Below are 26,819 nucleotides of genomic sequence, written 5' to 3' on the forward strand. Positions count from 1 at the left end.
ATTTTTGTTAATATCGAGTGACAAACGACCCTCGTTGTTAACGCACCACGTAAGTGATTGTCAGTACAATTCTTTTAATTTTCTGGTAAGCGTGTTTCGCCCCCAGCCTAATACTTTAGCGGCATCTTGCTTGTGACCTTTAGTGTGCTCCAAAGCGGCCTCTAATAAAATGCGCTCAAATTCTGGTAAAGCATAAGAAAGCAGTTCTTTATCTCCTGCCGCGAGTGATTGACGTGCCCAATCCGCCAATTGTTCTTGCCAGCTGCCATGCTCAGAGTCCGAAATGGATTTTTTCTCTTCGAGCAGTTCGCTTGGTAAGTCGTTGGGCAATACCTCGCTACCACTGGCCATGACGGTTAACCAACGGCAAATATTCTCTAATTGACGCACGTTGCCCGGCCAATCAAGGCGGTTAAGAATTTCAACGGTCGACGGATGCAGAGTTTTGGTTTCGACCCCCAGCTCATCAGCCGCTCGGATAAGAAAATGCTGCGTAAGTTTTTCGATGTCCTGCTTACGTTCACGCAATGCCGGAATCTGCACTCGAATCACGTTCAAGCGATGGAATAAGTCTTCACGGAAATCGCCTTCATGCACCAGCTTTTCTAAATTCTGGTGTGTTGCCGCGACAATCCTTACGTCGACGCTGATTGGGGAGTGACCGCCCACTCGATAAAACTGTCCGTCGGCCAGAACACGCAGCAAACGGGTTTGAATATCTAACGGCATGTCACCGATTTCGTCTAAAAATAGGGTGCCGCCATTGGCTTGTTCGAATCGACCCTGACGAACATTGTTCGCCCCGGTAAATGCCCCTTTTTCATGACCAAACAACTCTGACTCAATCAGATCTTTGGGAATCGCCGCCATATTGAGTGCAATAAAAGGTTTGTTGGCGCGAGGACTATGGCGGTGCAACGCATGAGCAACGAGCTCTTTACCCGTGCCCGATTCACCGTTAATCAATACTGAAATTGAGGAGCGAGAAAGACGACCAATGGCTCGAAATACTTCTTGCATGGCTGGCGCTTCACCGATGATTTCTGGCGTTTCCGCAGGAATGTCTTCTGGAGAGAGTTGCTCACGTTTATTTTCGTGACTGTGTGCAATCGCTCGTTCAACCAGAGTTAAGGTTTCATCGATATCAAAAGGTTTTGGTAAGTATTCAAAGGCGCCTTTTTGGTACGCATTCACTGCCGCATCCAAATCTGAGTGGGCGGTCATGATAATCACGGGAAGGTCTGGGTAATCGCGCTGTACTTGTTTTAGCAGCTCTAATCCATCAATGCCCGGCATGCGAATGTCCGATACCAGCACATCTGGTACTTCGCGTTCGAGCGCCATCAAAACGCTTTCCCCATCGGCATAGGTTTCGCATTTTATGTTGGCAGAGGAGAGCGTTTTCTCCATCACCCAGCGAATCGAACTGTCGTCATCAACGACCCAAACATATCCTTTACTCATGTAGTAATCCTTGCAGCAAACCGAAAAACTGATGCGACTTGAAGTCCATTAGCGCAATCAGATCGGCAAATAAATAGTAAATGTTGTGTGACCAGGCCAGCTTTCTACGTCTATTTTTCCATTGTGCTGGTCGATCAAATTTTGTGAAATAGACAGCCCTAAGCCAGTTCCTCCCTCGCGGCCACTGACCATGGGATAGAACAGCGTGTCTTGTAATTCCGGTGGAATGCCAGGGCCGTTGTCTGTGATTTCGACACGCGCAGCGAGTTTACAGCGTTTGCCGTGAATATTAGCTTGATGCACCGTTCTGGTGCGAATTGTGATTTTACCGTGTTCTTGATGGCTAAGAATTTGCGCCGCATTACTGACGATATTAAGCATCGCCTGTTCGATTTGGTCCGCATCCATCAAAATTTCTGGCAAGCTCGGGTCGTAATCGCGTTCAATCACGATTGAACGTTGCGATTCTAATTCAACCAACTGGCGGACCTTTTCCAGAATTTGATGCAAGTTTTCTTGTGTCTTCTTACCTGGCTTTTGTGGCCCGAGTAATCGATCAACGAGCGCTCTTAAACGATCGGCTTGCTCAATAATGATGTGCGTATACTCGGTGAGAGAGGGATCTGGCAGCATTTTTTCTAGCAATTGCGCTGCACCACGTAATCCACCTAGCGGGTTTTTGATCTCATGTGCAAGCCCTCGGACTAACAGTTTCGCCGCTTGTTGCTGGGCGTGCTGGTTCAGTTCTTGAGAGAGTCGGCGCTGTTGATCAATTTTGCGCATCTCGACGAGTAACATCAGTTGTTTTTGCCAAGTGATTGGGCTAACTGTCACCTCTAGCATTAAGGGGCGGCCATCAACAACGAAAGTGACGTCACTGTCGGTGATGCTTTGGCCACTTTGCAATGGTTGAGTGAGCAGCGCGAGATCCAGCGACGCATGTTGAATCAATTGAGAAAGCGATTGTTCAACAATACGTTTCGCGCTTTGAGAAAACAGCAACTCGGCAGCCGGATTGGCATAACGGATAGCCAATCCATCATCAAGAATCAGCGTTGCTGTCACCATGTTGTTGAGAATGGCACTAGGAAGACTGGTATCCACATTACGTCCTTGTTTTGCTTTAAGATTGTGCGTTGCACAATAATGGTGCAATTGAACGTTAAGTATGGCGAATAAATCTCAGAAGAAAAAGTGAAAAGCACCGCAGTGATGCTATTTTTTTCACCAGATATTCTATTTTGCCCCTTTTACGGTCGGCTTAACACTTGCTCTATGTAAATGCACCGTTATAGGGCTAGTAGATGCAATAAGCTTGCCGCTTCTTTTCGCGTGCACGGCCAGTGTGTGGGTGCCTCGGTCAATATTGTTTAACTGCCACATCATATGGCTTTGTGGCGCACCATAAGGTTTTCCGTCGAGCAGCAGTTGCAACTGTTCGCCGATACCAAGCTTGCGATTGGTTTCCAGTTGAATATTGATGATGCCTCGGTTGCTGCGGATGGTTTCGTTATGTTGAGGAGTCAGCATCGAGAGCTTTAATGGGAGAGGTTTATCGGTTTTCTTTTCCGGCTTGTCTTGTGGCTCTTTCGATGGCTTGGTCTGAGGGGCGAGTGATTCCGTGCTTTCTACCTTAGGAGCGGGTGCGCTGGCTTCAAGGTTTGGCAGCGCGATGGTTTTTGCACCTTGGTTTGGCGTATCACTAAAATGAACCACGCCATTTTTATCTACCCATGTATAAGCAACCTGCGCTGATGCGATGGAGGCGATTAACAATCCGCTGAGAGCACATAGCGATGGAATAAGCTGAACTTTCATTGCTCACCTTCTTTTTAATCGATGATTTCACGTTTCAATGGCTTAGCTCTTTGACCTACAAGGTAAAAAGTCCAAGCGTATTTTTATTATCCCCTCATGTTAAACGTCGAATCTTGACTGACGAATACAAAAAAGGCCCGCCTGCGAGGCGAGCCTAATATTTTGTTGCTGTGTTTACATTTTACACAGTGTCGACCTTATACAGAGTAGTAAAGTTCGAACTCAACTGGGTGAGTTGTCATGTTCACGCGCTCTACGTCCTGAGATTTCAGCTCGATGTAAGAGTCGATGAAGTCGTCAGAGAATACACCACCCGCTGTTAGGAATTCACGGTCAGCATCTAGCTCTGCTAGTGCGTCTTTCAGTGAGTATGCAACCGTTGGGATTTCTGCTGCTTCTTCTGCTGGTAGATCGTAAAGGTCTTTATCCATTGCTTCGCCTGGGTGGATCTTGTTCTTAATACCGTCAAGACCAGCCATTAGCATTGATGCAAAGCATAGGTATGGGTTAGCCGCTGGGTCACCAAAGCGAACTTCGATACGACGTGCTTTCGGGCTTGGTACCACAGGGATACGGATTGAAGCAGAGCGGTTACGTGCAGAGTAAGCAAGCATAACTGGCGCTTCGAAGCCTGGTACAAGACGTTTGTACGAGTTTGTTGATGGGTTAGCAAATGCGTTGATTGCACGAGCGTGTTTGATGATACCGCCAATGTAGTAAAGCGCCATTTCAGATAGACCGCCGTACTTGTCACCAGCAAATAGGTTTACTCCATCTTTCGCTAGAGATTGGTGAACGTGCATACCGCTACCGTTGTCACCAACAAGTGGTTTAGGCATGAATGTTGCCGTTTTACCAAACGCGTGAGCAACGTTGTGTACAACGTACTTGTAGATTTGGATTTCGTCAGCTTTGGTTGTTAGCGTGTTGAAACGAGTTGCGATTTCGTTTTGACCCGCTGTTGCCACTTCGTGGTGGTGCGCTTCAACAACAAGACCCATTTCTTCCATGACTAGACACATAGCAGAACGGATGTCTTGAGATGAATCCACTGGAGCTACAGGGAAGTAACCACCTTTAACGCCTGGACGGTGACCTTTGTTACCTTCTTCGTAATCAGAACCTGTGTTCCATGCTGCTTCTACGTCATCGATCTTGAAGAAAGAGCCTGACATGTCAGTCGCGAATTTCACGTCGTCAAATAGGAAGAATTCTGGCTCAGGACCGATAAGTACAGTATCTGCAACGCCAGTAGAGCGCATGAAGTCTTCAGCGCGTTTTGCGATAGAACGTGGGTCACGGTCGTAGCCTTGCATTGTTGCCGGCTCTAAGATGTCACAACGGATGTTTAGTGTTGCGTCTTCCGTGAATGGGTCAAGCACAGCAGAAGATGCGTCAGGCATCATTACCATGTCTGATTCGTTGATACCTTTCCAGCCAGCAACTGATGAACCATCGAACATTTTACCTTCTTCGAAGAAGTCTGCGTCGATTTGGTGAGCAGGGATCGAAATGTGCTGCTCTTTACCTTTTGTATCAGTGAAGCGTAGGTCAACAAACTTAACTTCGTTTTCTTGGATCAGCGATAGAACGTTTTCTACTGACATCTTGGATAACCTCCAGTGTTAATAAGCGGTAAAAGCTCGATTTATGAATTATTCATGAAACCTGGCATTGATTAATCAATTTGACTTTTCATTAATCGATGCTGTTTTAACTAAAGCCAAAACCGTGCCAAAAAAAATATTCCATTAATTTCAAGCAATTGTGTTTTTTTGGCGCTAGCTTGGTGCAGATGATTGCACCAAAATGATCTTTACTTGCACTATTGTGGTGCGGAAAATAATTATTGCACCATAATGTGACAGGCGCATTGCTTATTCAGCCCAGTTTTTGAGCAAGAGTCAATTTGAATTATGCATCGATTGGAATAAAGTTGCGTTTAATCAATTCGTTCTGAGGAAGAAAATGGGCATTAAGCGTAAAAATCGCAGAAATGCTCGGGAGTAGATCACATATTTCTAGGCTTTTTGCTAAAATCTGGTACATTATGGCCGTTTTTTTAATCAGCAAATGTCGCCAGAGAGCACCCGTTCTCAGCGTGGGGGCATTTCATCTATCTAAGTGAATCAATATCCATGGCTACTCCACAGATTGATAAATTAAGAAATATCGCGATCATCGCGCACGTTGACCACGGTAAAACCACGTTGGTTGACAAGCTGCTACAACAATCAGGCACGCTTGAGTCTCGCGGTGAAGCTGAAGAGCGAGTCATGGACTCGAACGACATCGAGAAAGAGCGCGGTATTACCATTCTTGCTAAAAACACAGCAATCGACTGGAACGATTACCGTATCAACATCGTAGATACTCCGGGACACGCGGACTTCGGTGGCGAAGTTGAACGTATCATGTCGATGGTAGACTCTGTACTACTTATCGTTGACGCGGTTGATGGTCCAATGCCTCAAACGCGTTTCGTAACACAAAAAGCGTTTGCTCATGGTCTAAAACCAATCGTTGTTATCAACAAGATTGACCGCCCTGGTGCACGTCCTGATTGGGTTATGGACCAAGTGTTCGACCTATTCGACAACCTAGGTGCTTCTGACGAACAGTTAGACTTTAAAGTGGTTTACGCTTCTGCTCTTAACGGTTGGGCTTCTCTAGAAGAAGGCGAAACTGGCGATAACATGGAACCGCTATTCGAAACTATCGTTGGCGAAGTAGCTGCACCAGAAGTTGACCTAGATGGTCCACTACAGATGCAAATCTCTCAGTTGGATTACAGCTCTTACGTTGGCGTTATCGGCGTTGGCCGTGTAACTCGTGGTAGCGTTAAGCCAAACCAGCAAGTAACGGTTGTTGGTGCAGACGGCAAAACTCGCAACGGTAAAGTGGGCACAGTAATGGGCTACCTAGGCCTAGAGCGTCACGAAGTTGAGCAAGCTAACGCGGGTGATATCATTGCAATCACTGGTCTTGGCGAGCTTAAAATCTCTGACACTATCTGTGCACAAAACGCAGTAGAAGCACTACCAGCACTGTCTGTTGATGAACCAACAGTAACCATGACGTTCCAAGTAAACACGTCTCCATTCGCTGGTAAAGAAGGTAAGTTCGTCACTTCACGTAACATCCTTGAGCGTCTAGAGAAGGAACTGGTACACAACGTTGCACTGCGCGTTGAACAAACAGACGATCCAGACAAATTCCGCGTATCAGGCCGTGGTGAGCTTCACCTGTCTATCCTGATCGAAAACATGCGTCGTGAAGGCTTCGAGCTTGCCGTATCTCGTCCAGAAGTAATCATCAAAGAAGAAGATGGTCAGCTAATGGAACCGTTTGAAACGGTAACTATCGACGTAATGGAAGAGCACCAAGGCGGTATCATGGAGAATATCGGCCTACGTAAAGGTGAGCTGAAAGATATGGCTCCAGACGGTAAAGGCCGTGTACGTATGGACTTCATCATGCCATCTCGTGGTCTGATCGGCTTCCAAACGGAATTCATGACACTGACTTCTGGTTCTGGTCTTCTATACCATACGTTTGACCACTACGGCCCACACAAAGGCGGTAACATCGGTCAGCGTATCAACGGTGTTCTGATTGCTAACGCTGCGGGTAAAGCGCTAACTAACGCACTGTTCAACCTTCAAGAACGTGGTCGTCTATTTATCGGTCACGGTGTGGAAGTTTACGAAGGCATGGTTATCGGTATTCACAGCCGCGACAACGACCTAACAGTAAACGCACTGAAAGGTAAGCAGCTAACCAACGTTCGTGCATCTGGTACAGATGACGCACAGGTTCTAACTCCGCCAATCATCATGACACTAGAGCAAGCGCTTGAGTTCATCGATGACGACGAGCTAGTAGAAGTAACACCTGAAAGCATCCGTATCCGTAAGAAATTCCTAACGGAAAGCGATCGTAAACGTGCTTCTCGTGGCGCGAAATAATTTTCGTTAAGCGATTCAATTAAGAAGAAGCCCTGAGTTATGCTCAGGGTTTTTTGTATCTAGAGAATGAACATATCAGCATGAAGCCAATAGTGATTACTGGTGGCCCAGGTGCGGGGAAAACCACCCTACTGAATGCATTAGAGCGGCAAGGGTATGCGACGTTTGCAGAGAGCTCTCGTACGCTGATTGAACAGCAAAACCAGTTAGACGACGGTATCTTGCCGTGGACGAACCTGCCTGAGTTTGCTCAATTGTGTCTCGACTTGATGAGCAAGCAAAAGAGTGATGCGCGTTGTCATGACGTTGCGTTTGTTGATCGCGCCATCCCAGACATCATTGCTTACTTACAAGTGGGCGGTTGTAAGGTTGACCAAGCTTTCTTAACTGAAAGTGCTGGGTACCATAGTCAGGTGTTTACTTGTCGACCTGAAGCATCCATTTACGTGCAAGATGAAGTGCGTCCACACAGCTTTGAAGAAGCATTGGAGATTCATCAATCCTTAGTGGATATCTATGCTGAATTAGGTTACGAAGTGGTAGAAGTGCCATGGGGCAGTGTGCTAGAACGAGTAGGTTTTGTTCGAAGAGTCATCGGTTTAGTTGATGAGGTCGCAGACTAAAACCTCCTCGCTAGGAGGAGGCTTGAATCATTTACTTTTGATTGAGCTTTTGCAGGAACTTATCAGACTCTGCAATCGCTTCGTTCATCTGTTTGATGGCAAACTGAATGTCTTTCTCTAGACTAGAAAATTCACCTTGTAGAGAGCCAATCGCACTCGCGTTAAGGTTGTGTTTCAAGTACAACGTGTTGTCGCGCAGTGTATTTAGTACAGGCGTCATCTTTTTCTCTGCACGCTTCATTGCGCTAAGCATGGTTTTGTACGAAGCTTTGGTTTCACGTAGCTTTTGTTCGCTTGAACGGCGCAATTTCGCGCTCGAGTACAGCTCTAGTTCGTCTTGCCATTCATCAAACAGTGCGCCGGAAACGTCTTCAATCGCAGCAATGCGGTCACGAACGTCTTGCGCCGCTTTTTCGCTGTCTTCGTACTTGTCATTGATTTTGTTGTAGACACTTTCTAGCTCACCACCATCAAAATTAGTGATCGCAGATAAGGCCTCGAGTGCACTGGTGAATTCTTCTTGTGCATCTTGTTGAGATTCTTTGGCATCTTCAACGCGGTCGACCATAATATCTCGTTTATGGTACCCAACTTGCTCCATCGCTGAGTAATAAGCAGATTGACACCCTGTTAAAGTGAAAATTGATAGTACAATTGCTAATAAATAAGGCATTCTTATGTCCTCGACGCTAATTATGGGATGAACTATGAACCAGTTATCAGAGAGTTACAAGGCAAGATTAATCAATCTACTGCCAAGTTGCGTCGCGTTTTTTAAGTATCTTCTTAAGCGATTAACGCATGATCGCGTCAATGTGAACGCGGGCTATCTTGCCTACATTACCTTGTTATCCATCGTGCCAATGCTGACGGTATTGTTATCAATATTGTCGAAATTTCCCGTTTTTGCGAACGTCGGTGAGGTGTTGCAAGGCTACATTATTGAGAATTTTGTTCCGGCATCTGGGGAAGCTGTACATACGGCATTGCAGGAATTTGTGGCGAATACGGGTAAAATGAGCGCGGTTGGCGGTGGGTTTTTATTCATTGCTGCAGTCATGCTGATTTCGAACATTGATAAGAACTTAAACTACATTTGGCGAGTTAAAGACAAGCGCCGTTTAGTCTTTTCATTCTCTATGTATTGGATGGTACTCACGTTAGGGCCGATCATGGTCGGTGCGAGTATTGCGGCGACGTCGTACGTGACCTCACTGCAAATTTTAGAGAACGAGACATTATCTGGTGCGTTTAATCTGTTTTTACGTTGGTTACCGCTGTTGTTGTCTTTTTTCGCTTTCCTTGGCTTATATATTCTGGTGCCGAATAAAAAAGTGCACCTGGCTCATGGCGCGATGGGGGCAGCAGTCGCTGCGATACTGTTCGAATTAAGTAAAAAGGGCTTTGCACTCTACATCACGCAGTTCCCGTCTTATCAGCTCATTTACGGCGCGTTAGCCGCGATTCCTATCTTGTTTGTTTGGGTGTATTTATGCTGGATGATCGTGTTATTGGGTGCGGAAGTCACAGCTGCGCTTGGTGAGAGAGAGCACTGGAGTGAAGATTTAGACATGATACACTCGACCGCTGAATCTCAGTTAACAGATGAAGGAAGCGAGAGTAGTGATAGCGCTAATTCAACGAGTCAGTGAAGCTGCCGTCCGTGTGGATGGTGAAGTCGTAGGGGAAATTGATCGTGGTCTGCTGGTCTTATTAGGAGTAGAGAAAGACGACGATGAGGCCAAAGCAAAACGCTTGATGGAGCGTGTTACGACCTACCGCGTGTTCGAAGATGATGAAGGTAAGATGAACCTGAACGTCAAACAGGTAGAAGGCAAAGTGCTGGTGGTTTCTCAATTTACGTTACCTGCGGATACAAAAAAAGGCACTCGTGCTGGCTTTTCTCGCGGTGCGCATCCTGCTGATGCTGAGCGCTTGTATGATTACTTTTCTGATTTGTGTGAACAAGTTTTACCCACACAGCGTGGCCGCTTCGCTGCCGATATGAAAGTGTCCTTAGTGAATGACGGTCCGGTGACGTTTTGGTTGCAGGTCTAGTCTGGTAACACCAGTGCCATGGTCTAAGCTTTAACTCCAAGCTCATGGAATTGGCTTGGAGTGATTTTCCCGACATTTATTAGTGTTGTGCTTTCAAAGGATTGATATGTTCAAACTCATTACTCCCAAAACCGATAATCAGATAAACAAGTATTATCAGTTTCGCTGGCAACTGCTTCGTGAGCCATGGCGTATGCCAATTGGCTCTGAACGCGATGAATACGATGAAATGAGCCATCACCGTATGATTGTTGATGGTCGAGGGCGTCCTATGGCGATCGGTCGTTTATACATTACGCCGGATAATGATGGCCAAATCCGCTATATGGCGGTTAAAAATAATCGCCGCAGTAAGGGGATGGGCTCGCTGGTTCTGGTCGCGCTAGAGTCGTTAGCACGCCAAGAAGGGGCGAAGCGCTTGGTGTGTAATGCCCGTGAAGATGCCATCGCCTTTTACGAGAAAAATGGCTTTGAGCGTCGCGGTGAACTGACCGACGAGCGCGGTCCTGTGCGTCACCAGCAAATGGTGAAACCATTGGATCCGATGGCGAATGTGTTGCGTCGCCCAGAATGGTGCACTGAACTTCAGCAGCGCTGGGAGCAACAGATCCCAATTAGTGACAAAATGGGGATAAAAATTAACCAGTACACGGGTTACCAGTTTGAATGCTGCGCGCAACTTAATCCAAACCTTAATCCGCATAACACCATGTTTGCGGGGTCGGCTTTTACTTTAGCTACCTTGACGGGGTGGGGTATGACGTGGCTGCTGCTTAAAGAGCGCGGTTTGCATGGTGATATTGTGTTGGCCGACAGCTCGATTCGTTATCGTCAACCAGTCGAACAAAACCCCGTGGCAAGTACTTCGTTAGATGGGATCAGTGGTGACCTAGATCGATTGGAGTCAGGGCGTAAAGCACGCATCGTCATTCACGTGGTGATTTATAGTGGCGACACGCCAGCCGTAGATTTTGTTGGTACCTATATGCTGATACCGAACTATTCGCAATTACTCAGCTGTTAATTGAGAGGGCGCCTTACTGATCTGTAGGGCGCTTATCTGTTTCGTTTTCTCGCTCTGTCGGTGGGAGGATTTGTTCCTCTGTGGTGGGATCAGTGACAGATGCTTCGTCTTCTTCGACAATTTCTTCGGAAAATTCTTCCTCTTGAATCTCCACATTGATGTTATCAATCGCAGTTGGCAGCTCCATGGCTGATTCACTTGTTTGTGGAGTGCTTTCAACATCAGCCGGTGCTTTTGATGCTGGTGCTTTTAAACACTCGTTATGATGGGTTTCGCCATTGAGTAGATCACCTTCAACGCTCCCGCACGACTCTTTCAATTGATAAGCAATGCCACTTAGCGGGTTGTTGGCCATATCAAACTCGCCCCAAACCTTACCACTCATGGCTTTCCCAGAAATGGTGACTGGTTCTATGGCGACTTCCCCTCGTTGCGCGGTTAAACGCAGCGGACTTAAGGTAATGGCTTTGAGCGAATGATCCGCTTGGGATTTTAAACGGGTATCTCGTAGGTTGGCTTCCACTTCACCCGATAAGCTGTAGGCCAGCATGTTGCGATCACCTGATAACCCTTGTAGATCGAGGCTGAGATCGGAAAAACCATCAATGGCCAGTGTGTTGGGTAAATAATCGTGGAAGAGTGATAAGGGAATGCCATCGGCATTGAGGTTGAGTGCCCAAGGCTGGCTCGGAGTACTTAGGTTTATCTGTCCGACGCCTTCTACGTAGCCTTGCTCGAGTGGTGCAAAAAGGCGTGTCAGTTGCCAAAAGCCATTCTCACTTTGCATGGCAAGTGCAGCATGAGACGTGAGCACTTGGTTATAACTGGCGTTGACTACGCTAGCTTCCAGCTCCCCATGCCAAAGGCCCCAACGTTGATTGACCTGTTTAAGATCAAGCTGTTGCCCTTCGATGTTTAAACCGGAGAACTGCCAATAAGGTTCGTGAGATAGCTGAATGATTTGGCTGCGCTCGATGTCGAGTCGTTGGACTGTGACATGATCTAACTTACTGATGGCGGCGTGCCACCAGTTTTGGTTATCTTCAGGTTGTATTGCCCACTTGAGGCCTTGAATGGAGGCTTCTTCGAGTTGCCATTGCGTTGGAGTGAACACCCCAGAGACCTGCACACGACCTTGCTGCCAATCTAAGCTGAGCTCGTTGAGTTGGATTTTTCCAGGCTTGATAACAGCACTTAAACGTGGCTCTATTGCGGTTTGCTGTTGGAATCGGACGCTATCCGCCTGCAATGAAACTTGAGCCGTTGTCTCCCAGGGAGACAACGGCAGTGTGGCGTTTTCTACGGAGAGCTCTAAGTTTTGCCAGTGCCAATCGCCCCATTTAATATCGGCGTTCAGTAAGTCTAAGCTATTAATGTGATTAATCTGGAATGGCATTGCTTGCCAAGGCTTAGCAAGCAGTGATTGGAGCTGGATATGATTGAGTTGCAACTTATTGATGGTCACATTCACTAAAGACCAGCCTTGTGGATACTGCTCGCCTTGCCCTGAAATTTGACTGTTACGCCAGTTAAATGAGGTGCCATAGAGCGTACTGTCTTGCGGTTTGTAGTCCATGTCGACCAAGACCTGATTAAAGGCTTCGCCATTCCAATAGATCTGGTCGGCTGCAAGTTGAACCTCGCCATATGGTATTAACTGGCCATTCCACAGTGGTGATTGAATTTGAAGGTCAATGCCATTACCAGAAAACTGCTCGTCGGCGTAATCAATATTTTTGAGCGCGATTTGATGGAACAAAACGTTATCTAAAGGCGGGAGCTTTGGCGCGCCATACTGCAAATTAAGTCCATCAATCAATAAGCTATCAACGATCCATTTACCATCGCGATAAACATCGGGATTCATCCATAAATCGACTTGCTCGATATAAGAAGCGTCGTCTACGTTTGTGTTCACACCCTGTAAAGTTAGGTGGTAGGGAAAATCGTAACGCACGCTTTCTGCTTGAAAGGGCAAGGAAATGCTGTTTGATAGCAGACGCCAAGTTGCATCGGCGTAAGATGTTGTTAACAGCGCAATCGTAGTGGCCGGAATGGCAACTAAGATAACCAGTAACAGAATTAGAGCTCGACGCGCTGTTTTCATCCCTGCTAGAACCTACGTTTGCTATTAAATAAAACTAGATAGGCTTTAGCTTGTATCAATATTCTGCGGTATTCAATAAAAAGCCCCTCAAAAGAGGGGGCTTGAAGCGGTTTTTTGTAACTTGGTCTACGTAAAAGTGATAAGTGGCTGCCCACTTATCACTGTGGTTTACGCGACGTCGTTGTTACTCGACTTAATCAATCTGAGGGCCAGCGGCAACCAGAGATTTACCTTCCGCATTGTCCGTGTATTTATCAAAGTTATTGATAAAGCGTTCAGCCAAGTCTTTCGCTTTGCTTTCCCACTGAAGTGGATCAACGTACGTGTCACGAGGGTCTAGAATGCTTGGATCCACACCTGGTAGTGAAGTTGGTACTTCAAGGTTGAAGATAGGAATGTGCTTAGTTGGTGCATCTTCAATCGAACCATCAAGGATCGCATCAATAATTCCGCGCGTATCTTGAATCGAGATACGTTTGCCAGTGCCGTTCCAACCTGTGTTCACTAGGTAAGCCTCAGCGCCTGCTGCTTCCATACGTTTAACCAGTACTTCTGCGTATTTAGTTGGGTGAAGCGTTAGGAACGCTGCGCCAAAACATGCAGAGAAGGTTGGCGTTGGCTCAGTAATACCACGCTCTGTTCCTGCCAGTTTTGCAGTAAAGCCAGATAGGAAGTGGTACTTAGTTTGCTCAGGTGTCAATTTAGACACTGGAGGTAGCACACCAAATGCGTCCGCTGATAGGAAGATCACTTTATTCGCGTGACCGCCTTTTGATACTGGCTTAACGATGTTGTCGATATGGTAGATAGGGTAAGAAACACGAGTGTTTTCTGTTTTCGAACCATCATCAAAGTCGATAGAACCATCGCTACGTACCGTTACGTTTTCTAGCAGTGCATCACGGCGAATTGCGTTGTAGATGTCTGGCTCCGCTTCTTTCGATAGCTTGATGGTTTTCGCGTAACAACCACCTTCGAAGTTGAAGACGCCGTCATCATCCCAACCGTGCTCATCATCACCAATTAGCGCACGTTTAGGGTCAGTTGATAGTGTGGTTTTACCGGTACCAGAGAGACCAAAGAATACCGCTACGTCGCCGTCTTTGCCCATGTTAGCGCTACAGTGCATTGATGCGATGTCTTTTAATGGAAGGAAGTAGTTCATCATTGCGAACATGCCTTTCTTCATCTCACCGCCGTACCAAGTACCACCGATAAGTTGCATGCGCTCGGTTAGGTTAAATACGGTGAAGTTTTCTGAGTTCAGACCTTGCTCTTCCCATTTTGGGTTAGTGCATTTTGCGCCATTCATTACCACGAAGTCTGGTTCAAATGTTGTCAATTCTTCTTCTGTTGGGCGGATAAACATGTTTTTAACGAAGTGCGCTTGCCATGCGACTTCCGTGATAACACGAATGCTCAAACGCGTATCTGGGTTTGCACCACAGTAACCGTCAACAACAAACAAGCGTTTGTTAGAAAGCTGGTTTGTGACCAGTTCTTTCAGCTCGTCCCACACTTCTGGAGTGATTGGTTTGTTGTCATTTTTTACTTGATCAGACGTCCACCACATATGCTCTTCTGTCGTAGCGTCTTTGACGATGTATTTATCTTTTGGTGAGCGACCAGTAAAGATGCCAGTGTCAACGGCAACCGCACCTAGTTCAGTAACCACGCCACGCTCATAACCTGTTAGGTCTTCACGCGTTTCTTCCTCAAACAACATTTCGTAGCTAGGGTTACGAATAACCTCTTTAACGTTATGCAGTCCGTGCTTGGTTAGATCAAGTGTTGCAGCCTTAGTATGTTCCATAACGGTCATAGGTGCTCCTTATAAGGATTTTTGTAGGGATTTTGTAAGAATGTTTTAATTTTAATCTGCTCACCATGCTAGCAACGGGGCGGGGAGAAAACAGGGAGATAGCTCAAAATTTATCCATGATTTCAATAAGGTTTTAGGTAACCCGTCACATATTGGTGGGAATAGTTTATCGTGCACGCAATCCTTTGCGCTAGGGCAAAATCATTATTAATTGTTTAAAATTAAGCAGTTGTTTTATTACGCTTGAAGCGAGGTATTACGAGGGATTGATCACAAAAATGCCAGCATTAAGCTGGCATTTTGTAGGGTAAATTACGTGCTTGCTAAGCTATGTAAATTAATGCAGGGTTTTCTTGTCCGCAGAAGCTTGTGCATACAGCTCGGTGACTTCTGCTTCGTCGAACGTATAGGTCGTGCCACAGTAATCACAATGTAAAGAAACGGATCCTACTTCAGCCAAAATGTCATAAATTTCAGCTTTCTCAACGGTGATGATAGCGGCACCACTACGATCACGAGAACAGCCACAATGGAATTCGACAGGTTGCGGTTCGTAAAGGCGCACTTTGTCTTGGTTATATAGGCGGTATAGTAGTTCGTTAGCTTCTAGACCAAATAGCTCTTCATCTTTTACCGTGTCAGTCAGTTGCTCTAGATGCTCGAAATCATCTGGTGAACCAGTGCCATCAGGGATTACTTGAATCAACATACCTGCTGCGTGGGCTTTACCTTCATGCTCGCCCGTGCGGATCCATAGGCGCGTTTTTAGCTGCTCTGAGTTTGCGAAGTAGCCTTCTAGTACGTCGGCTAGAGTATCACCTTCTAATCCAACGACACCTTGGTAACGCTCACCGTTTTTCGGTTCGATAGTGATAACGAGGTAACCTTTGCCCATGAGATCGTGGAGGTTTGCATCATCGGCAATATCGCCTTCCCAGCGAGCCACGCCACGAACGCGTTGCTTGTGGTCACCGTTGATAACGGCAAGAGATACAGGGCCGTCGCCTTGTAGCTGAATGGTGATTGAGCCTTCGAACTTAAGAGTGGCGGTTAAAAGAGTGGTTGAAACGAGTAGCTCACCCAGCAGTTTCTCTATTGCTGCCGGATATTCCTTGCTGGAGATAACACGTTGGTACGCTTCATCCAATTGTACCAACTCGCCACGTACTGAAAGATCTTCGAATAGATAGCGGTTTAAAACATTATTTGCCATGGAGTGCTTTCCTCGTTGGTAATTCCGGCTTTTATTGGTGTTTGAACTTAATGATGTCTCTGCGCTGCTTTTTATCTGGGCGGCGTTCTGGACTTGGGTTGTGGGCATTAAGCTTACGTTGAGTCGCGTGTTCCTCACGTTTCGCTATACTTTCATTAGTTTCGCGATACAAGGTCTGTGCGATGGGAGCGCCTCGGCGTTGATCAGAAATTTTTTCGATGATCACCGTTTTTTCTTCGTTGCCTTGACGAAGTCTTACTTCGGCGCCCACTTCAACGATTTTACTCGGTTTGCTTCGTTGGCCATTATAGTGGACTTTACCACCATCGACCATGTTACGAGCGATAGAGCGGGTTTTATAAAATCTTGCGGCCCATAGCCATTTATCTAGCCTAACGGCTTCATTTAGGGAACTCATAGAACACTACGCTATCTAATCACTGCCCGAATATGGCAATGAGTGATGGATTATTCACCTACAGATGGAGTCAAGGCGTATTTTTTTCAAGGGAGTTGGCAAAAACTGCATAAGAAAAAGGTATGAAAGACAACTTGTGATATAGTTCACTGCTCTTTGTTGAGTAATAATTTTATTGCAAATTTAGCAATTTAAAGTCGATAGCTATTGTTATAGCTTAAATGACGAACGTTAGAATAAAGGAATCCATTCAGTGAAACGTTTAGAGCTAAGTGCAGGATTATCAAGCAGACCGCTACTGGCTCAGATCAAGTCCAATAATTATACAATTCAAGCCAAACTTAGCTTGTTGCTCACCTGTCTGTTTATTGCGATAACCGGATGGATACTTGGCAAAATTGTATGGTTAGCCATACCTCAATCGTCGGAAGTGCCGCAATGGCGTCCATCGACGAGCAGCGTTGTTGCGAGCAATAAAGGCGACGCGATAGATTTTAATGCCCTTCAGAATGCCAACCTATTCGGTAAATTCACTGAACAAAAGCCTGCAGTTGTAGAACAACCTGTTGTTAAAGACGCTCCGAAGACGCGCCTTAACCTTACACTGGTTGGCGCGGTTGCAAGCAGTGATGCGAATACCAGCCTTGCTGTCATTGCCAACCGTGGCAAGCAAGCAACGTATGGTTTAGGTGAAGAAATTGAAGGTACGCGTGCGACACTAAAAGCCGTATTAGTGGATCGCGTCATCATTGATAACCAAGGTCGAGACGAGACCTTAATGATGCAGGGTATAGAATATAAGAAGCTATCTGAATCGCCGCAGATAGCCAGAGCCCAATCTCAACGAGCAGAATCAGCGTCTGACGTTGGAGAAAAATTAGAGCAAATCCGAGAGGAAATTGCGAAAGATCCACAAAGCGTTTTCAAATACATCACCATTTCACCCGTCAAAAGAGACGGGGGCATTGTTGGTTATCGAGTGTCACCTGGTCGTGATGCCGCGCTGTTTAATGATGTGGGTCTAGAACCTGGTGATATTGCGGTGCAGCTTAATGGGATCGATTTAAGTGACCCGTCTTCTTCAGTACAACTGATGCAAGTGATGAGCGATCCGCAAGAATTAAATTTAACTGTTGAGCGCGACGGCCAACAGTACGATATCTATATCCAATTGTAAGACTTAGGCAACCGGCGTAAGTTCAGGGAGACATACGTGAAACATTGGTTCAGCAAAAGTGCTTGGCTACTAGCAGGAAGTTTACTCTGCGTCCCAGGTGCAATAGCAAACGAATTTAGTGCCAGCTTTAAAGGCACTGATATTCAAGAATTCATCAACATAGTGGGTCGTAATCTCGAAAAGACCATCATTGTTGACCCTTCAGTGCGCGGTAAAATCGATGTCCGCAGCTATGATGTGCTTAACGAAGAGCAATACTACAGCTTTTTCCTTAACGTACTCGAAGTATACGGCTACGCCGTCGTAGAAATGGACAACGGTGTACTTAAGGTTATCAAAGCGAAAGACTCAAAAACGTCAGCAATCCCTGTATTAGGTGATGGCAGCGCGCAAGGCGACAGCGTTATCACTCGAGTTGTTGCGGTGCGTAATGTGTCGGTTCGTGAGTTGTCTCCTCTACTTCGTCAACTGATTGATAATGCTGGTGCTGGTAACGTAGTTCACTACGATCCTGCGAACATCATCTTAATCACAGGTCGTGCGGCGGTCGTAAATCGCTTAGCAGAAATCATTAAGCGTGTTGACCAAGCGGGTGATAAAGAAATTGAGCTGGTGGAACTGCGCAATGCTTCTGCTGCCGAAATGGTGCGTATTGTTGAAGCACTGAATAAAAGCACCAATCAGAAGAGCACGCCTGAGTTCCTTGAGCCTAAAATTGTTGCCGATGAACGCACCAACGCGATTTTGATTTCTGGCGATCCTAAAGTACGTGCGCGTCTGAAGCGATTGATTCGTCAACTTGACGTTGAAATGGCGACCAAAGGTAACAACCGCGTGGTTTACCTGAAGAACGCGAAAGCTGAAGATTTGGTGGATGTACTAAAAGGTGTCTCCGATAACCTACAAGCTGAAAAGCAAGTCGGCCAGAAAGCGTCAGGTGCCCAGCGTGGTGAAGTGGTGATTGCTGCGCACGCAGCGACCAACGCCTTAGTATTAACGGCTCCACCAGATATCATGAATGCGCTACAAGATGTTATTGCTCAGCTTGATATTCGTCGTGCTCAAGTCTTGATTGAGGCGCTGATCGTTGAAATGTCAGAAGGTGACGGCATTAACTTAGGTGTTCAGTGGGGCTCACTGGAAACCGGTGCGGTGATTCAGTACGGTAACTCTGGTGCACCGATTGGTCAGGTAATGGTTGGTCTAGAAGAAGCAAAAGATCAAACTCGAACTGAATACTACACAAATGCGAATGGCGAACGAACGCCATATGATGTTACTGAATCTGGTGACTATTCTACTCTTGCATCAGCACTGAGCGGTGTTAACGGCGCTGCGATGAGCATCGTGATGGGTGACTGGACTGCTTTGGTCAGTGCAGTAGCGACCGACTCCAACTCAAACATTCTATCTTCTCCAAGTATCACGGTAATGGATAATGGTGAAGCATCATTTATTGTTGGTGAAGAAGTGCCTGTTATCACAGGCTCTACGGCTGGCTCAAACAACGACAATCCATTCCAAACGGTTGATCGTAAAGAAGTGGGCATCAAGCTTAAGGTTGTGCCACAAATTAACGAAGGTGACTCTGTTCAGTTAAATATCGAGCAAGAAGTGTCCAATGTGTTGGGTGCAAACGGTGCGGTTGACGTTCGATTTGCTAAGCGTCAGCTAAATACCTCAGTCATGATCCAAGATGGTCAGATGCTGGTTCTTGGTGGTTTGGTTGATGAACGTGCACTTGAAAGTGAGTCAAAAGTACCGCTACTGGGTGACATCCCAGTGCTTGGTCATTTGTTCAAATCAACCAGCACGCAAACAGAAAAGCGTAACTTGATGGTGTTCATCAAGCCGACGATTATTCGTGATGGTATGACCGCAGACGGCATTACACAGCGCAAATACAACTTTATTCGCGCAGAGCAACTCTACAAAGCGGATCAAGGATTGAAGTTGATGGCTGACGAGAAGATCCCAGTCATGCCAGCCTTTGGCCAGGAGCGTCAGCACCCAACTGAGATACAAGCGTTTATTGATCAAATGGAAAATAACTAATGGTTGATATGTTAGACACAGCGCCAAGTATGCGTCGTCTGCCATTCAGTTTTGCCAATCGCTTTAAACTGGTGCTGGAGACAGAGCATCCTGAGCGTCCGCCCATTCTTTACTATGTCGAGCCGCTCAACCCAGCGGCTCTGGTTGAAGTCCGTCGTGTGCTGAAGAAAAGCTTCGTACCGCAGCCTATCGATAAAGAAGCCTTTGATAAAAAGCTGACCGAAGCATATCAACGTGACTCGTCTGAAGCGCGTCAATTGATGGAAGACATCGGTGCCGATAGCGACGACTTTTTCTCATTGGCTGAAGAGCTGCCGCATGATGAAGACTTGCTAGAGTCAGAAGACGATGCACCAATCATTAAGTTGATCAATGCGATGTTGGGTGAAGCAATTAAAGAAGGGGCGTCGGATATTCATATCGAAACTTTCGAGAAAACCCTTTCGATTCGTTTCCGTGTCGATGGCGTATTGCGTGAAGTGCTCACACCAAGTCGTAAGCTTGCACCACTGTTAGTGTCGCGAGTGAAGGTCATGGCGAAGCTGGATATTGCAGAAAAGCGTGTACCTCAAGATGGTCGTATCTCACTGCGTATTGGTGGTCGTGCGGTTGATGTGCGTGTTTCTACAATGCCGTCGTCACATGGCGAGCGAGTAGTTATGCGTCTGTTGGATAAAAACGCGACGCGTCTCGATTTGCATAGCTTAGGTATGACGCCGTCCGTACACGACAATTTCCGTCATCTTATTCAGCGTCCTCACGGTATCATCTTGGTCACCGGCCCGACAGGTTCTGGTAAGTCGACGACTTTGTACGCTGGCTTGCAAGAGATCAACAGTAACGAACGCAATATCTTAACGGTTGAAGACCCGATCGAATTTGACATTGATGGCATCGGTCAGACTCAGGTGAACCCGAAGGTCGACATGACTTTTGCGCGTGGCTTGCGTGCCATTCTGCGTCAGGACCCTGACGTGGTGATGGTCGGTGAGATCCGTGACTTAGAAACCGCACAAATTGCAGTGCAAGCGTCCTTAACGGGTCACTTAGTAATGTCGACCCTTCACACCAACACCGCTGTTGGTGCGATCACGCGTCTACGCGATATGGGCATTGAACCATTCCTTATTTCTTCATCGTTATTGGGTGTGTTAGCACAGCGCTTGGTTCGTACGCTTTGCCCGAGTTGCAAAGAACCGTATGAAGCCGATGCTGAACAGAAGAAACTGTTTGGTATGGAAGCGCATGAACCACTAGAGCTACACCGTGCTAAAGGCTGCGAAGCGTGTAACCAAAAAGGCTACCGAGGTCGAACAGGTATCCACGAGCTCATTATGGTCGATGAGCAAGTGCAAGAATTGATTCACCGAGAGTCTGGTGAGCAAGAAATTGAGAGAGCCGTTCGCGCCCATACGCCAAGTATTCGCAGTGATGGTCTAAGCAAAGTACGTCGTGGTATTACGTCACTTGAAGAAGTGATGCGAGTGACGAAGGAAACCTAATGGCGGCATTTGAGTACAAAGCGCTAGATGCAAAAGGCAAGCATAAAAAAGGCACGATAGAAGGGGACAACGCCCGACAAGTGCGCCAGCGACTCAAAGAGCAAGGGATGATCCCGATTGAAGTGGTTGAGACGAAAGCTAAATCGGCTAAGTCTTCAGGCTCAGTCAGCTTTAAGCGCGGCATCTCAACATCTGAGCTGGCACTAATCACACGTCAATTGTCCACGTTAGTCCAATCAGGTATGCCTCTGGAAGAATGTTTGCGCGCGGTCTCTGAGCAGGCTGAAAAGCCGAGAATTCGTTCTATGCTGGCTGCGGTTCGCTCGAAAGTAACCGAGGGTTATCCGCTCGCCGACAGTTTTGCTGATTACCCCCACGTGTTTGATGAGCTCTATCGCTCCATGGTTGCGGCGGGTGAAAAGTCAGGCCATCTTGATACGGTATTAGAGCGTTTGGCGGACTACGTCGAAAACCGTCAGAAGATGCGTTCCAAACTGCTTCAAGCCATGATTTACCCGGTGGTTTTAGTGGTGTTTGCGGTTGTTATTGTTTCTTTCTTATTAGCGACAGTGGTACCCAAAATCATTGAGCCAATCATTCAGATGGGACAAGAGTTACCTCAGTCAACACAGTTCTTACTGGCAGCCAGTGAGTTTGTGCAAGATTGGGGGCTTATCATCTTCGTCGTGCTGGTGGTGTTTTTCTATGGGCTCAAACTGGCGTTGCAAAAACCAGACTTTCGCTTAGCCTGGGATAGAAAAATCTTGAGTCTACCGCTATTGGGCAAAATCTCTCGAGGTTTGAATACCGCACGATTCGCACGAACACTTTCGATTTGTACTTCCAGTGCGATTCCAATTCTAGAAGGCATGCGTGTCGCGGTGGATGTTATGTCTAATCGCTATGTGAAGCAGCAAGTGTTACTTGCTGCAGATAACGTTCGAGAAGGTGCCAGCCTGCGTAAGGCGTTAGATCAAACTCGTCTGTTTCCACCAATGATGCTACACATGATCGCCAGTGGTGAGCAAAGTGGTGAATTGGAGAGCATGTTGACGCGTGCTGCCGATAACCAAGATCAAAACTTTGAATCTACAGTCAATATTGCGTTAGGCGTATTCACTCCGGCATTAATTGCCTTAATGGCTGGATTAGTGTTGTTTATTGTGATGGCGACCTTGATGCCAATGCTAGAAATGAATAACTTGATGAGCGGATAAATTCGAATTAAGACGTGTCTACTTACGGCATGGCTTGAATCTAACTTTCGGAGAAAAAAATGAAATTTAAGCGTAGTAAACAACACGGTTTCACACTTTTAGAAGTGATGGTTGTTGTCGTTATCCTTGGTATTTTGGCAAGTTTCGTTGTTCCAAACCTATTGGGTAACAAAGAGAAGGCTGACCAACAAAAAGCGATTACGGACATCGTAGCGCTGGAAAATGCCCTAGATATGTACAAGTTGGATAACAGCGTTTACCCAACGACAGACCAAGGCCTGGAAGCATTAGTTAGCAAGCCTTCTAACCCAGAGCCTCGTAACTACCGTGATGGCGGTTACATCAAACGTCTTCCTAATGACCCTTGGGGTAACCAGTACCAGTACCTAAGCCCAGGTGATAACGGTACGATTGACATCTTCACTCTAGGCGCAGATGGCCAAGAGGGTGGAGAAGGTCCAGCTGCAGATATTGGCAACTGGAACATGCAAGATTTCCAATAAATAGAGCTTAAGCCAGCACTAATGAAGCAAATGCGAAAACACAACGGTTTTACATTGATAGAAATTCTATTGGTGCTGGTTTTGCTATCCCTCACGGCAGTGGCCGTGATCACGACATTACCGACCAGCCAAAAAGATCTTTCCAAACAGTATGCTCAAAGCTTTTTTCAGCGTTTACAGCTACTTAACGAAGAAGCCGTACTAAGCGGTAAAGACTTTGGCGTTCGTGTGGATGACGCTAAATCAACGTACGCTCTACTGAGTTTGACCGCGGAAGGTTGGCAGCCTCTGGAGTTAAAGCAGATTCCGAGCAAAACCAAGTTGGAAGATGACATTACGCTACTGCTCGAGCTAGGTGGCGGTGCTTGGGATAATGATGATCGCCTATTCAAACCGGGCTCTCTTTTTGATGAAGACATGTTTGCTGAAGAAGACGACGACGAAAAGAAAGTTAAGCCACCGCAAGTGTTTATCTTTTCCAGTGCAGAAGTTACGCCATTTACTCTGTCTTTTTTTCCGCAAAATGGTGACGCCTTTAATGACGGGTGGCGAGTCATCGGAAAAGAAAGTGGACAAATCTTGTTACTAGCGCCGGGCGAAGAAGTGAAAGAGGATGAGAATGCGCAATTCTAAGCAAGCTCGCCCACATTGGAGTCATCGCCGGACGAGAGGCATGACACTACTGGAAGTATTAGTCGCACTGGCTATTTTCGCCACCGCTGCCATCAGCGTCATTCGCTCGGTGAGCCAGCATATTAATACGATCAGTTATTTAGAAGAAAAAATGTTTGCAGCTATGGTTGTGGATAATCAGATGGCCAACGTGATGTTGAGTACCAGTGAACTTAAAGTAAAGAACGGCACAGAAGAGCTGGCGGGGCGCACTTGGTACTGGAAAATCACGCCTGTTGCCACCACGCAGCCATTGCTGAAAGCATTTGATGTGAGTGTCGCGCTCGAGAAAAACGCGAGCCCAGTCGTGACGGTACGAAGTTATGTGGCGCAATAAGAATCCACGCGCAAGTAAGCGCCAACTGGTAAAAGGTTTTACACTTATTGAAGTGTTGGTCTCGATTGCCATCTTTGCCAGTTTAAGTGTCGCCGCGTATCAAGTGGTATCGCAAGTGCAGCGCAGCAATGCGCTATCACAAGAGCGAACTCAGCGCTTAAATGAAATTCAGCGCGCCATGGTGATGATGGATAATGACTTTCGTCAAATGGCGATGCGCCAAACGCGGACAAATGGTGAAGAGCCCGCGAGCCAACTGATTTTTTGGTCAGATTACTTGCTCGACTCCGACACTAAAGGGCTAATGTTTGCTCGTTTAGGATGGCACAACCCTCAACAGCAGTTTCCCCGAGGGGAGGTCACCAAGGTTGGCTATCGTTTAAAAGAAGAAACATTACAACGAGTATGGTGGCGCTACCCTGACACGCCAGTGGGTCAACAAGGCATCGTTACCCCATTACTAACGCAGGTCGAATCGTTTGATATGCGTTTTTACGATGGTAAACAATGGAAAAAAGAGTGGGATGACGAAAAATCGCTACCGAAAGCGGTTTCTGTGATCCTTACTCTCAAAGATTATGGAGAGATTGCCCGCACCTATCTGACTCCTGATGGCACATTGAGTCAGAAAGAAGGAAGTTCAGGAGGCAGCAATAATGGTTAATCGTCAGCGCGGTGTCGCTTTGATTATTGTGCTGATGTTACTGGCGATTATGGCGACAGTTGCCGCCAGTATGTCGGAGCGTTTGTTTTTGCAGTTTCAGCGGGGCTCCAATCAAGTTAACTACCAGCAAGCGTATTGGTATAGCCTTGGGGTAGAGGCGTTGGCAAAAGTCGGTATCGAGCAAAGCTACAAAGACACCGATACGATCAATATGAGTCAGCCGTGGGCAATAAAAGAACAAGTCTATCCGCTAGATTATGGTCAAGCGACGGGACGAATTAGAGACAAACAAGCGTGCTTTAACCTCAATGTATTGAGCCGTGTGCAACCGACGGGACAGCAAATCGCAAGACCTTATTTAGTCAATGTGCTGCAGCGTTTATTGGAAGAATCGGATGTTGAATCGTATCAGGCAGAAATCATTGCAGACTCTACCTGGGAATACATTGATGCTGATGACACCGTTCGCTCCACAACCGGGGTCGAAGACAGCACATATGAAGCGATGAAACCCGCGTATTTAGCGTCAAATGGCTGGATGGCAGATGCCACCGAGTTGCGAGCGGTTTATCAGGTGAGTGGTGAGATTTTCCAAAAATTGGAACCGCTAATCTGCGCATTGCCTAGTGATGATTGGCGTTTAAACGTAAATACGATTGAAGTCGAGCAAGCTCCGATTTTGGTGGCGATGTTCTCACCAAGCTTAAGCAGTAGTGATGCTATTCAGCTAATAGAAAAACGCCCGTTTGATGGGTGGGATAGTATTGATGAGTTTTTAGCTGAGTCAGAGATCGCTGGCTTAAGTGAAGATGTAAAGAAAAACGCCAAAGGCTATTTGGGTGTGGATAGCGCCTTTTTTGAATTGGATGCACAAGTGTTGGTGGATGAATCACGTGTACGTATCCGAAGCCTTTTGCAAAGTACAAATAGAGAGACGGTGACCGTAGTTCGCCGTCGTTTTGGAGGGATCAGTGAGCGAGTTTCTGACCGTTCGGCTGAGTAGCGAACAACAAAGTACCATTCCTTGGGTGGTGTGGTCGACAGATCAACAGGAAGTGATTGCCAGCGGTGAAATCGCCGGATGGGAACACTTAGATGAGTTGATCTCTTATGCAGGTCAGCGCCAAGTTGTGGCGCTATTGGCGAGTAATGATGTGGTCTTGACGCAAGTGGATATACCGCCAGGCGCAACACGTCAGTTCGACGCGATGTTACCGTACCTCGTGGAAGATGAAGTCGCGCAGGACGTTGATGGCCTTCACTTTACCGTGTTAGGTAAACAAGCGGATAAAGCGCAAGTGTGCGCTGTTGAACGCGCTTGGATTCAGACCGTATTGCAGCGTTTTTCAAGCCAAGGCATCACCATCAAACGCATCTTGCCAGATGTGCTTGCGCTACCTGTTCAGGGAGAGCATAGCAGTGCCGCGATGCTTGGTGATCAATGGTTGATTCGTCACTCAGCGACAGAGGGTGCGGTTGTCGATGCTTCTTGGTTAGACCTTTACCTCTCTTCTTATCTACAAAATCATGAAGGTTGGAAGCTCGATTGCTATAGCTCAGTCCCTGAATCTGCGTTACCTGAAGTATGGGAGCCGCAGCCAGAAGAAATGACCATGGGGTTACTGGCGAAGGGGGTTACAGAAAGCAAAGTCAATTTGCTGACCGGGATCTTCAAGCCTAAATCTTCTTGGGGTAAATACTGGAAGCTCTGGCAAAAAGCCACCATTGCTGCGGGCGTGCTTATCGTCGTCATGGTTGCGCAGCAGTTGCTCGTCGTCCACAAGTACGAAGCACAAGCACAAGCGTATCGTAAGGAGAGTGAGCGTATTTTCCGCCAGGTGTTCCCGAATAAACGACGAATTCCTACCGTTAGTTATCTCAAACGACAAATGGATGATGAAGAGCGCCGCTTATCTGGTGGTGGCGGTCAGCAGGCGATGTTGTCTTGGTTGGCGGCACTGCCCGCGACACTTGGTCAGGTCAGCGATTTGGAAATCACCAGCTTTAAATATGATGGTCAACGTGGCGAAGTGCGAATTCAAGCTCGCAGTTCAGACTTCCAACCTTTTGAGCAGGCTCGTGTGAAATTGGCAGAGAAGTTTAATGTTGAGCAAGGACAGCTGAACCGTAGCGATAACGTTGTGGTTGGCAGCTTTGTTTTGAAGCGTTTGTGAGGT

General features: G+C 46.8%; 24 protein-coding genes. 15 read left to right on the forward strand and 9 right to left on the reverse strand.

What is annotated here, in order from left to right:
* Positions 1-60 precede the first annotated feature (60 nt).
* The 4 genes from glnG to glnA form a co-directional block, all read right to left on the reverse strand.
* Positions 61-1,464, reverse strand: a complete 1,404-nt coding sequence (glnG, locus tag MTR11_RS01340; RefSeq protein ID WP_005395036.1) for a nitrogen regulation protein NR(I) — start codon at positions 1,462-1,464, stop codon at positions 61-63.
* A 57-nt stretch (positions 1,465-1,521) separates the two neighbouring features.
* Positions 1,522-2,568: a nitrogen regulation protein NR(II) gene (gene glnL, locus MTR11_RS01345; RefSeq protein ID WP_012841226.1), complete on the reverse strand. Its 1,047-nt coding sequence runs from the start codon at positions 2,566-2,568 to the stop codon at positions 1,522-1,524.
* 132 nt (positions 2,569-2,700) lie between these two features.
* Positions 2,701-3,282 (reverse strand): DUF4124 domain-containing protein, encoded by a 582-nt coding sequence (locus MTR11_RS01350; protein WP_243326912.1) that lies wholly within the window; start codon positions 3,280-3,282, stop codon positions 2,701-2,703.
* A 197-nt stretch (positions 3,283-3,479) separates the two neighbouring features.
* On the reverse strand, positions 3,480-4,889 hold the full coding sequence (gene glnA / locus MTR11_RS01355; protein ID WP_005395023.1) for a glutamate--ammonia ligase: 1,410 nt from the start codon (positions 4,887-4,889) through the stop codon (positions 3,480-3,482).
* A gap of 531 nt (positions 4,890-5,420) precedes the next feature.
* On the opposite strand from glnA, the gene typA reads away from it, so the two are divergent.
* Both typA and MTR11_RS01365 read left to right on the forward strand, forming a co-directional pair.
* Positions 5,421-7,250, forward strand: a complete 1,830-nt coding sequence (gene typA / locus MTR11_RS01360) for a translational GTPase TypA (RefSeq protein ID WP_243326913.1) — start codon at positions 5,421-5,423, stop codon at positions 7,248-7,250.
* An 80-nt stretch (positions 7,251-7,330) separates the two neighbouring features.
* Complete coding sequence (locus tag MTR11_RS01365) at positions 7,331-7,873, forward strand: AAA family ATPase (RefSeq protein ID WP_053808522.1); 543 nt, start codon at positions 7,331-7,333, stop codon at positions 7,871-7,873.
* A 31-nt stretch (positions 7,874-7,904) separates the two neighbouring features.
* On the opposite strand, the gene MTR11_RS01370 is transcribed toward MTR11_RS01365, so the two are convergent.
* Positions 7,905-8,546: a DUF2959 domain-containing protein gene (locus tag MTR11_RS01370; protein ID WP_031780441.1), complete on the reverse strand. Its 642-nt coding sequence runs from the start codon at positions 8,544-8,546 to the stop codon at positions 7,905-7,907.
* 34 nt (positions 8,547-8,580) lie between these two features.
* On the opposite strand from MTR11_RS01370, the gene MTR11_RS01375 reads away from it, so the two are divergent.
* The 3 genes from MTR11_RS01375 (at position 8,581) to MTR11_RS01385 (ending at position 10,955) form a co-directional block, all read left to right on the forward strand.
* Positions 8,581-9,525, forward strand: a complete 945-nt coding sequence (locus MTR11_RS01375; RefSeq protein ID WP_005379281.1) for a virulence factor BrkB family protein — start codon at positions 8,581-8,583, stop codon at positions 9,523-9,525.
* Positions 9,497-9,931 carry a D-aminoacyl-tRNA deacylase gene (dtd, locus tag MTR11_RS01380; protein WP_012841223.1) on the forward strand — a complete coding sequence of 145 codons (435 nt, stop codon included), beginning with the start codon at positions 9,497-9,499 and terminating at the stop codon, positions 9,929-9,931. The genes MTR11_RS01375 and dtd overlap by 29 nt, the downstream gene beginning before the upstream one ends.
* A gap of 106 nt (positions 9,932-10,037) precedes the next feature.
* Positions 10,038-10,955, forward strand: a complete 918-nt coding sequence (locus tag MTR11_RS01385; protein WP_005395003.1) for a bifunctional GNAT family N-acetyltransferase/hotdog fold thioesterase — start codon at positions 10,038-10,040, stop codon at positions 10,953-10,955.
* Positions 10,956-10,968: 13 nt separating this feature from the next.
* Here the strand turns inward: MTR11_RS01385 and MTR11_RS01390 are convergent, their stop codons facing one another.
* From MTR11_RS01390 to hslR, 4 genes are all read right to left on the reverse strand, one after another.
* Complete coding sequence (locus MTR11_RS01390; RefSeq protein ID WP_243326915.1) at positions 10,969-13,062, reverse strand: AsmA family protein; 2,094 nt, start codon at positions 13,060-13,062, stop codon at positions 10,969-10,971.
* A gap of 193 nt (positions 13,063-13,255) precedes the next feature.
* Complete coding sequence (gene pckA, locus MTR11_RS01395) at positions 13,256-14,884, reverse strand: phosphoenolpyruvate carboxykinase (ATP) (RefSeq protein WP_047009389.1); 1,629 nt, start codon at positions 14,882-14,884, stop codon at positions 13,256-13,258.
* Between the two features lie 337 nt (positions 14,885-15,221).
* Complete coding sequence (hslO, locus tag MTR11_RS01400) at positions 15,222-16,097, reverse strand: Hsp33 family molecular chaperone HslO (RefSeq protein WP_012841222.1); 876 nt, start codon at positions 16,095-16,097, stop codon at positions 15,222-15,224.
* A gap of 31 nt (positions 16,098-16,128) precedes the next feature.
* Positions 16,129-16,515 carry a ribosome-associated heat shock protein Hsp15 gene (gene hslR / locus MTR11_RS01405; protein WP_031780440.1) on the reverse strand — a complete coding sequence of 129 codons (387 nt, stop codon included), beginning with the start codon at positions 16,513-16,515 and terminating at the stop codon, positions 16,129-16,131.
* A gap of 253 nt (positions 16,516-16,768) precedes the next feature.
* On the opposite strand from hslR, the gene gspC reads away from it, so the two are divergent.
* Genes gspC through gspL form a run of 10 tightly spaced genes read left to right on the forward strand, consistent with a single transcriptional unit; the run spans position 16,769 to position 26,816 of the window.
* Positions 16,769-17,692, forward strand: a complete 924-nt coding sequence (gene gspC / locus MTR11_RS01410; RefSeq protein ID WP_005394996.1) for a type II secretion system protein GspC — start codon at positions 16,769-16,771, stop codon at positions 17,690-17,692.
* 36 nt (positions 17,693-17,728) lie between these two features.
* Positions 17,729-19,747 (forward strand): type II secretion system secretin GspD, encoded by a 2,019-nt coding sequence (gspD, locus tag MTR11_RS01415; protein ID WP_005394995.1) that lies wholly within the window; start codon positions 17,729-17,731, stop codon positions 19,745-19,747.
* Positions 19,747-21,249 (forward strand): type II secretion system ATPase GspE, encoded by a 1,503-nt coding sequence (gspE, locus tag MTR11_RS01420; RefSeq protein WP_005394994.1) that lies wholly within the window; start codon positions 19,747-19,749, stop codon positions 21,247-21,249. The genes gspD and gspE overlap by 1 nt, the downstream gene beginning before the upstream one ends.
* The gene (gspF, locus tag MTR11_RS01425; protein WP_005394987.1) at positions 21,249-22,466 is read left to right on the forward strand and encodes a type II secretion system inner membrane protein GspF; all 1,218 of its coding nucleotides are present in this window, start codon (positions 21,249-21,251) and stop codon (positions 22,464-22,466) included. The genes gspE and gspF overlap by 1 nt, the downstream gene beginning before the upstream one ends.
* A 59-nt stretch (positions 22,467-22,525) precedes the next feature.
* Positions 22,526-22,969, forward strand: coding sequence for a type II secretion system major pseudopilin GspG (gene gspG / locus MTR11_RS01430; protein WP_005394985.1), 444 nt, complete (start codon positions 22,526-22,528; stop codon positions 22,967-22,969).
* A gap of 30 nt (positions 22,970-22,999) precedes the next feature.
* Positions 23,000-23,602 carry a type II secretion system minor pseudopilin GspH gene (gspH, locus tag MTR11_RS01435; RefSeq protein WP_046874189.1) on the forward strand — a complete coding sequence of 201 codons (603 nt, stop codon included), beginning with the start codon at positions 23,000-23,002 and terminating at the stop codon, positions 23,600-23,602.
* Positions 23,583-23,978, forward strand: a complete 396-nt coding sequence (gene gspI / locus MTR11_RS01440; protein WP_031780439.1) for a type II secretion system minor pseudopilin GspI — start codon at positions 23,583-23,585, stop codon at positions 23,976-23,978. Before gspH ends, gspI begins: the two co-directional genes overlap by 20 nt.
* On the forward strand, positions 23,965-24,642 hold the full coding sequence (gene gspJ / locus MTR11_RS01445) for a type II secretion system minor pseudopilin GspJ (RefSeq protein ID WP_047009392.1): 678 nt from the start codon (positions 23,965-23,967) through the stop codon (positions 24,640-24,642). The genes gspI and gspJ overlap by 14 nt, the downstream gene beginning before the upstream one ends.
* Entirely contained in the window at positions 24,635-25,645 is a 1,011-nt protein-coding gene (gspK, locus tag MTR11_RS01450; RefSeq protein WP_243326917.1) for a type II secretion system minor pseudopilin GspK, read from the forward strand. The genes gspJ and gspK overlap by 8 nt, the downstream gene beginning before the upstream one ends.
* Positions 25,614-26,816: a type II secretion system protein GspL gene (gspL, locus tag MTR11_RS01455; protein WP_243326919.1), complete on the forward strand. Its 1,203-nt coding sequence runs from the start codon at positions 25,614-25,616 to the stop codon at positions 26,814-26,816. Before gspK ends, gspL begins: the two co-directional genes overlap by 32 nt.
* Positions 26,817-26,819 lie beyond the last annotated feature (3 nt).

It is taken from the genome of Vibrio sp. CCB-PB317 (genome assembly GCF_022808245.1).
GTDB classification, from domain to species: Bacteria; Pseudomonadota; Gammaproteobacteria; order Enterobacterales; family Vibrionaceae; genus Vibrio; species Vibrio diabolicus.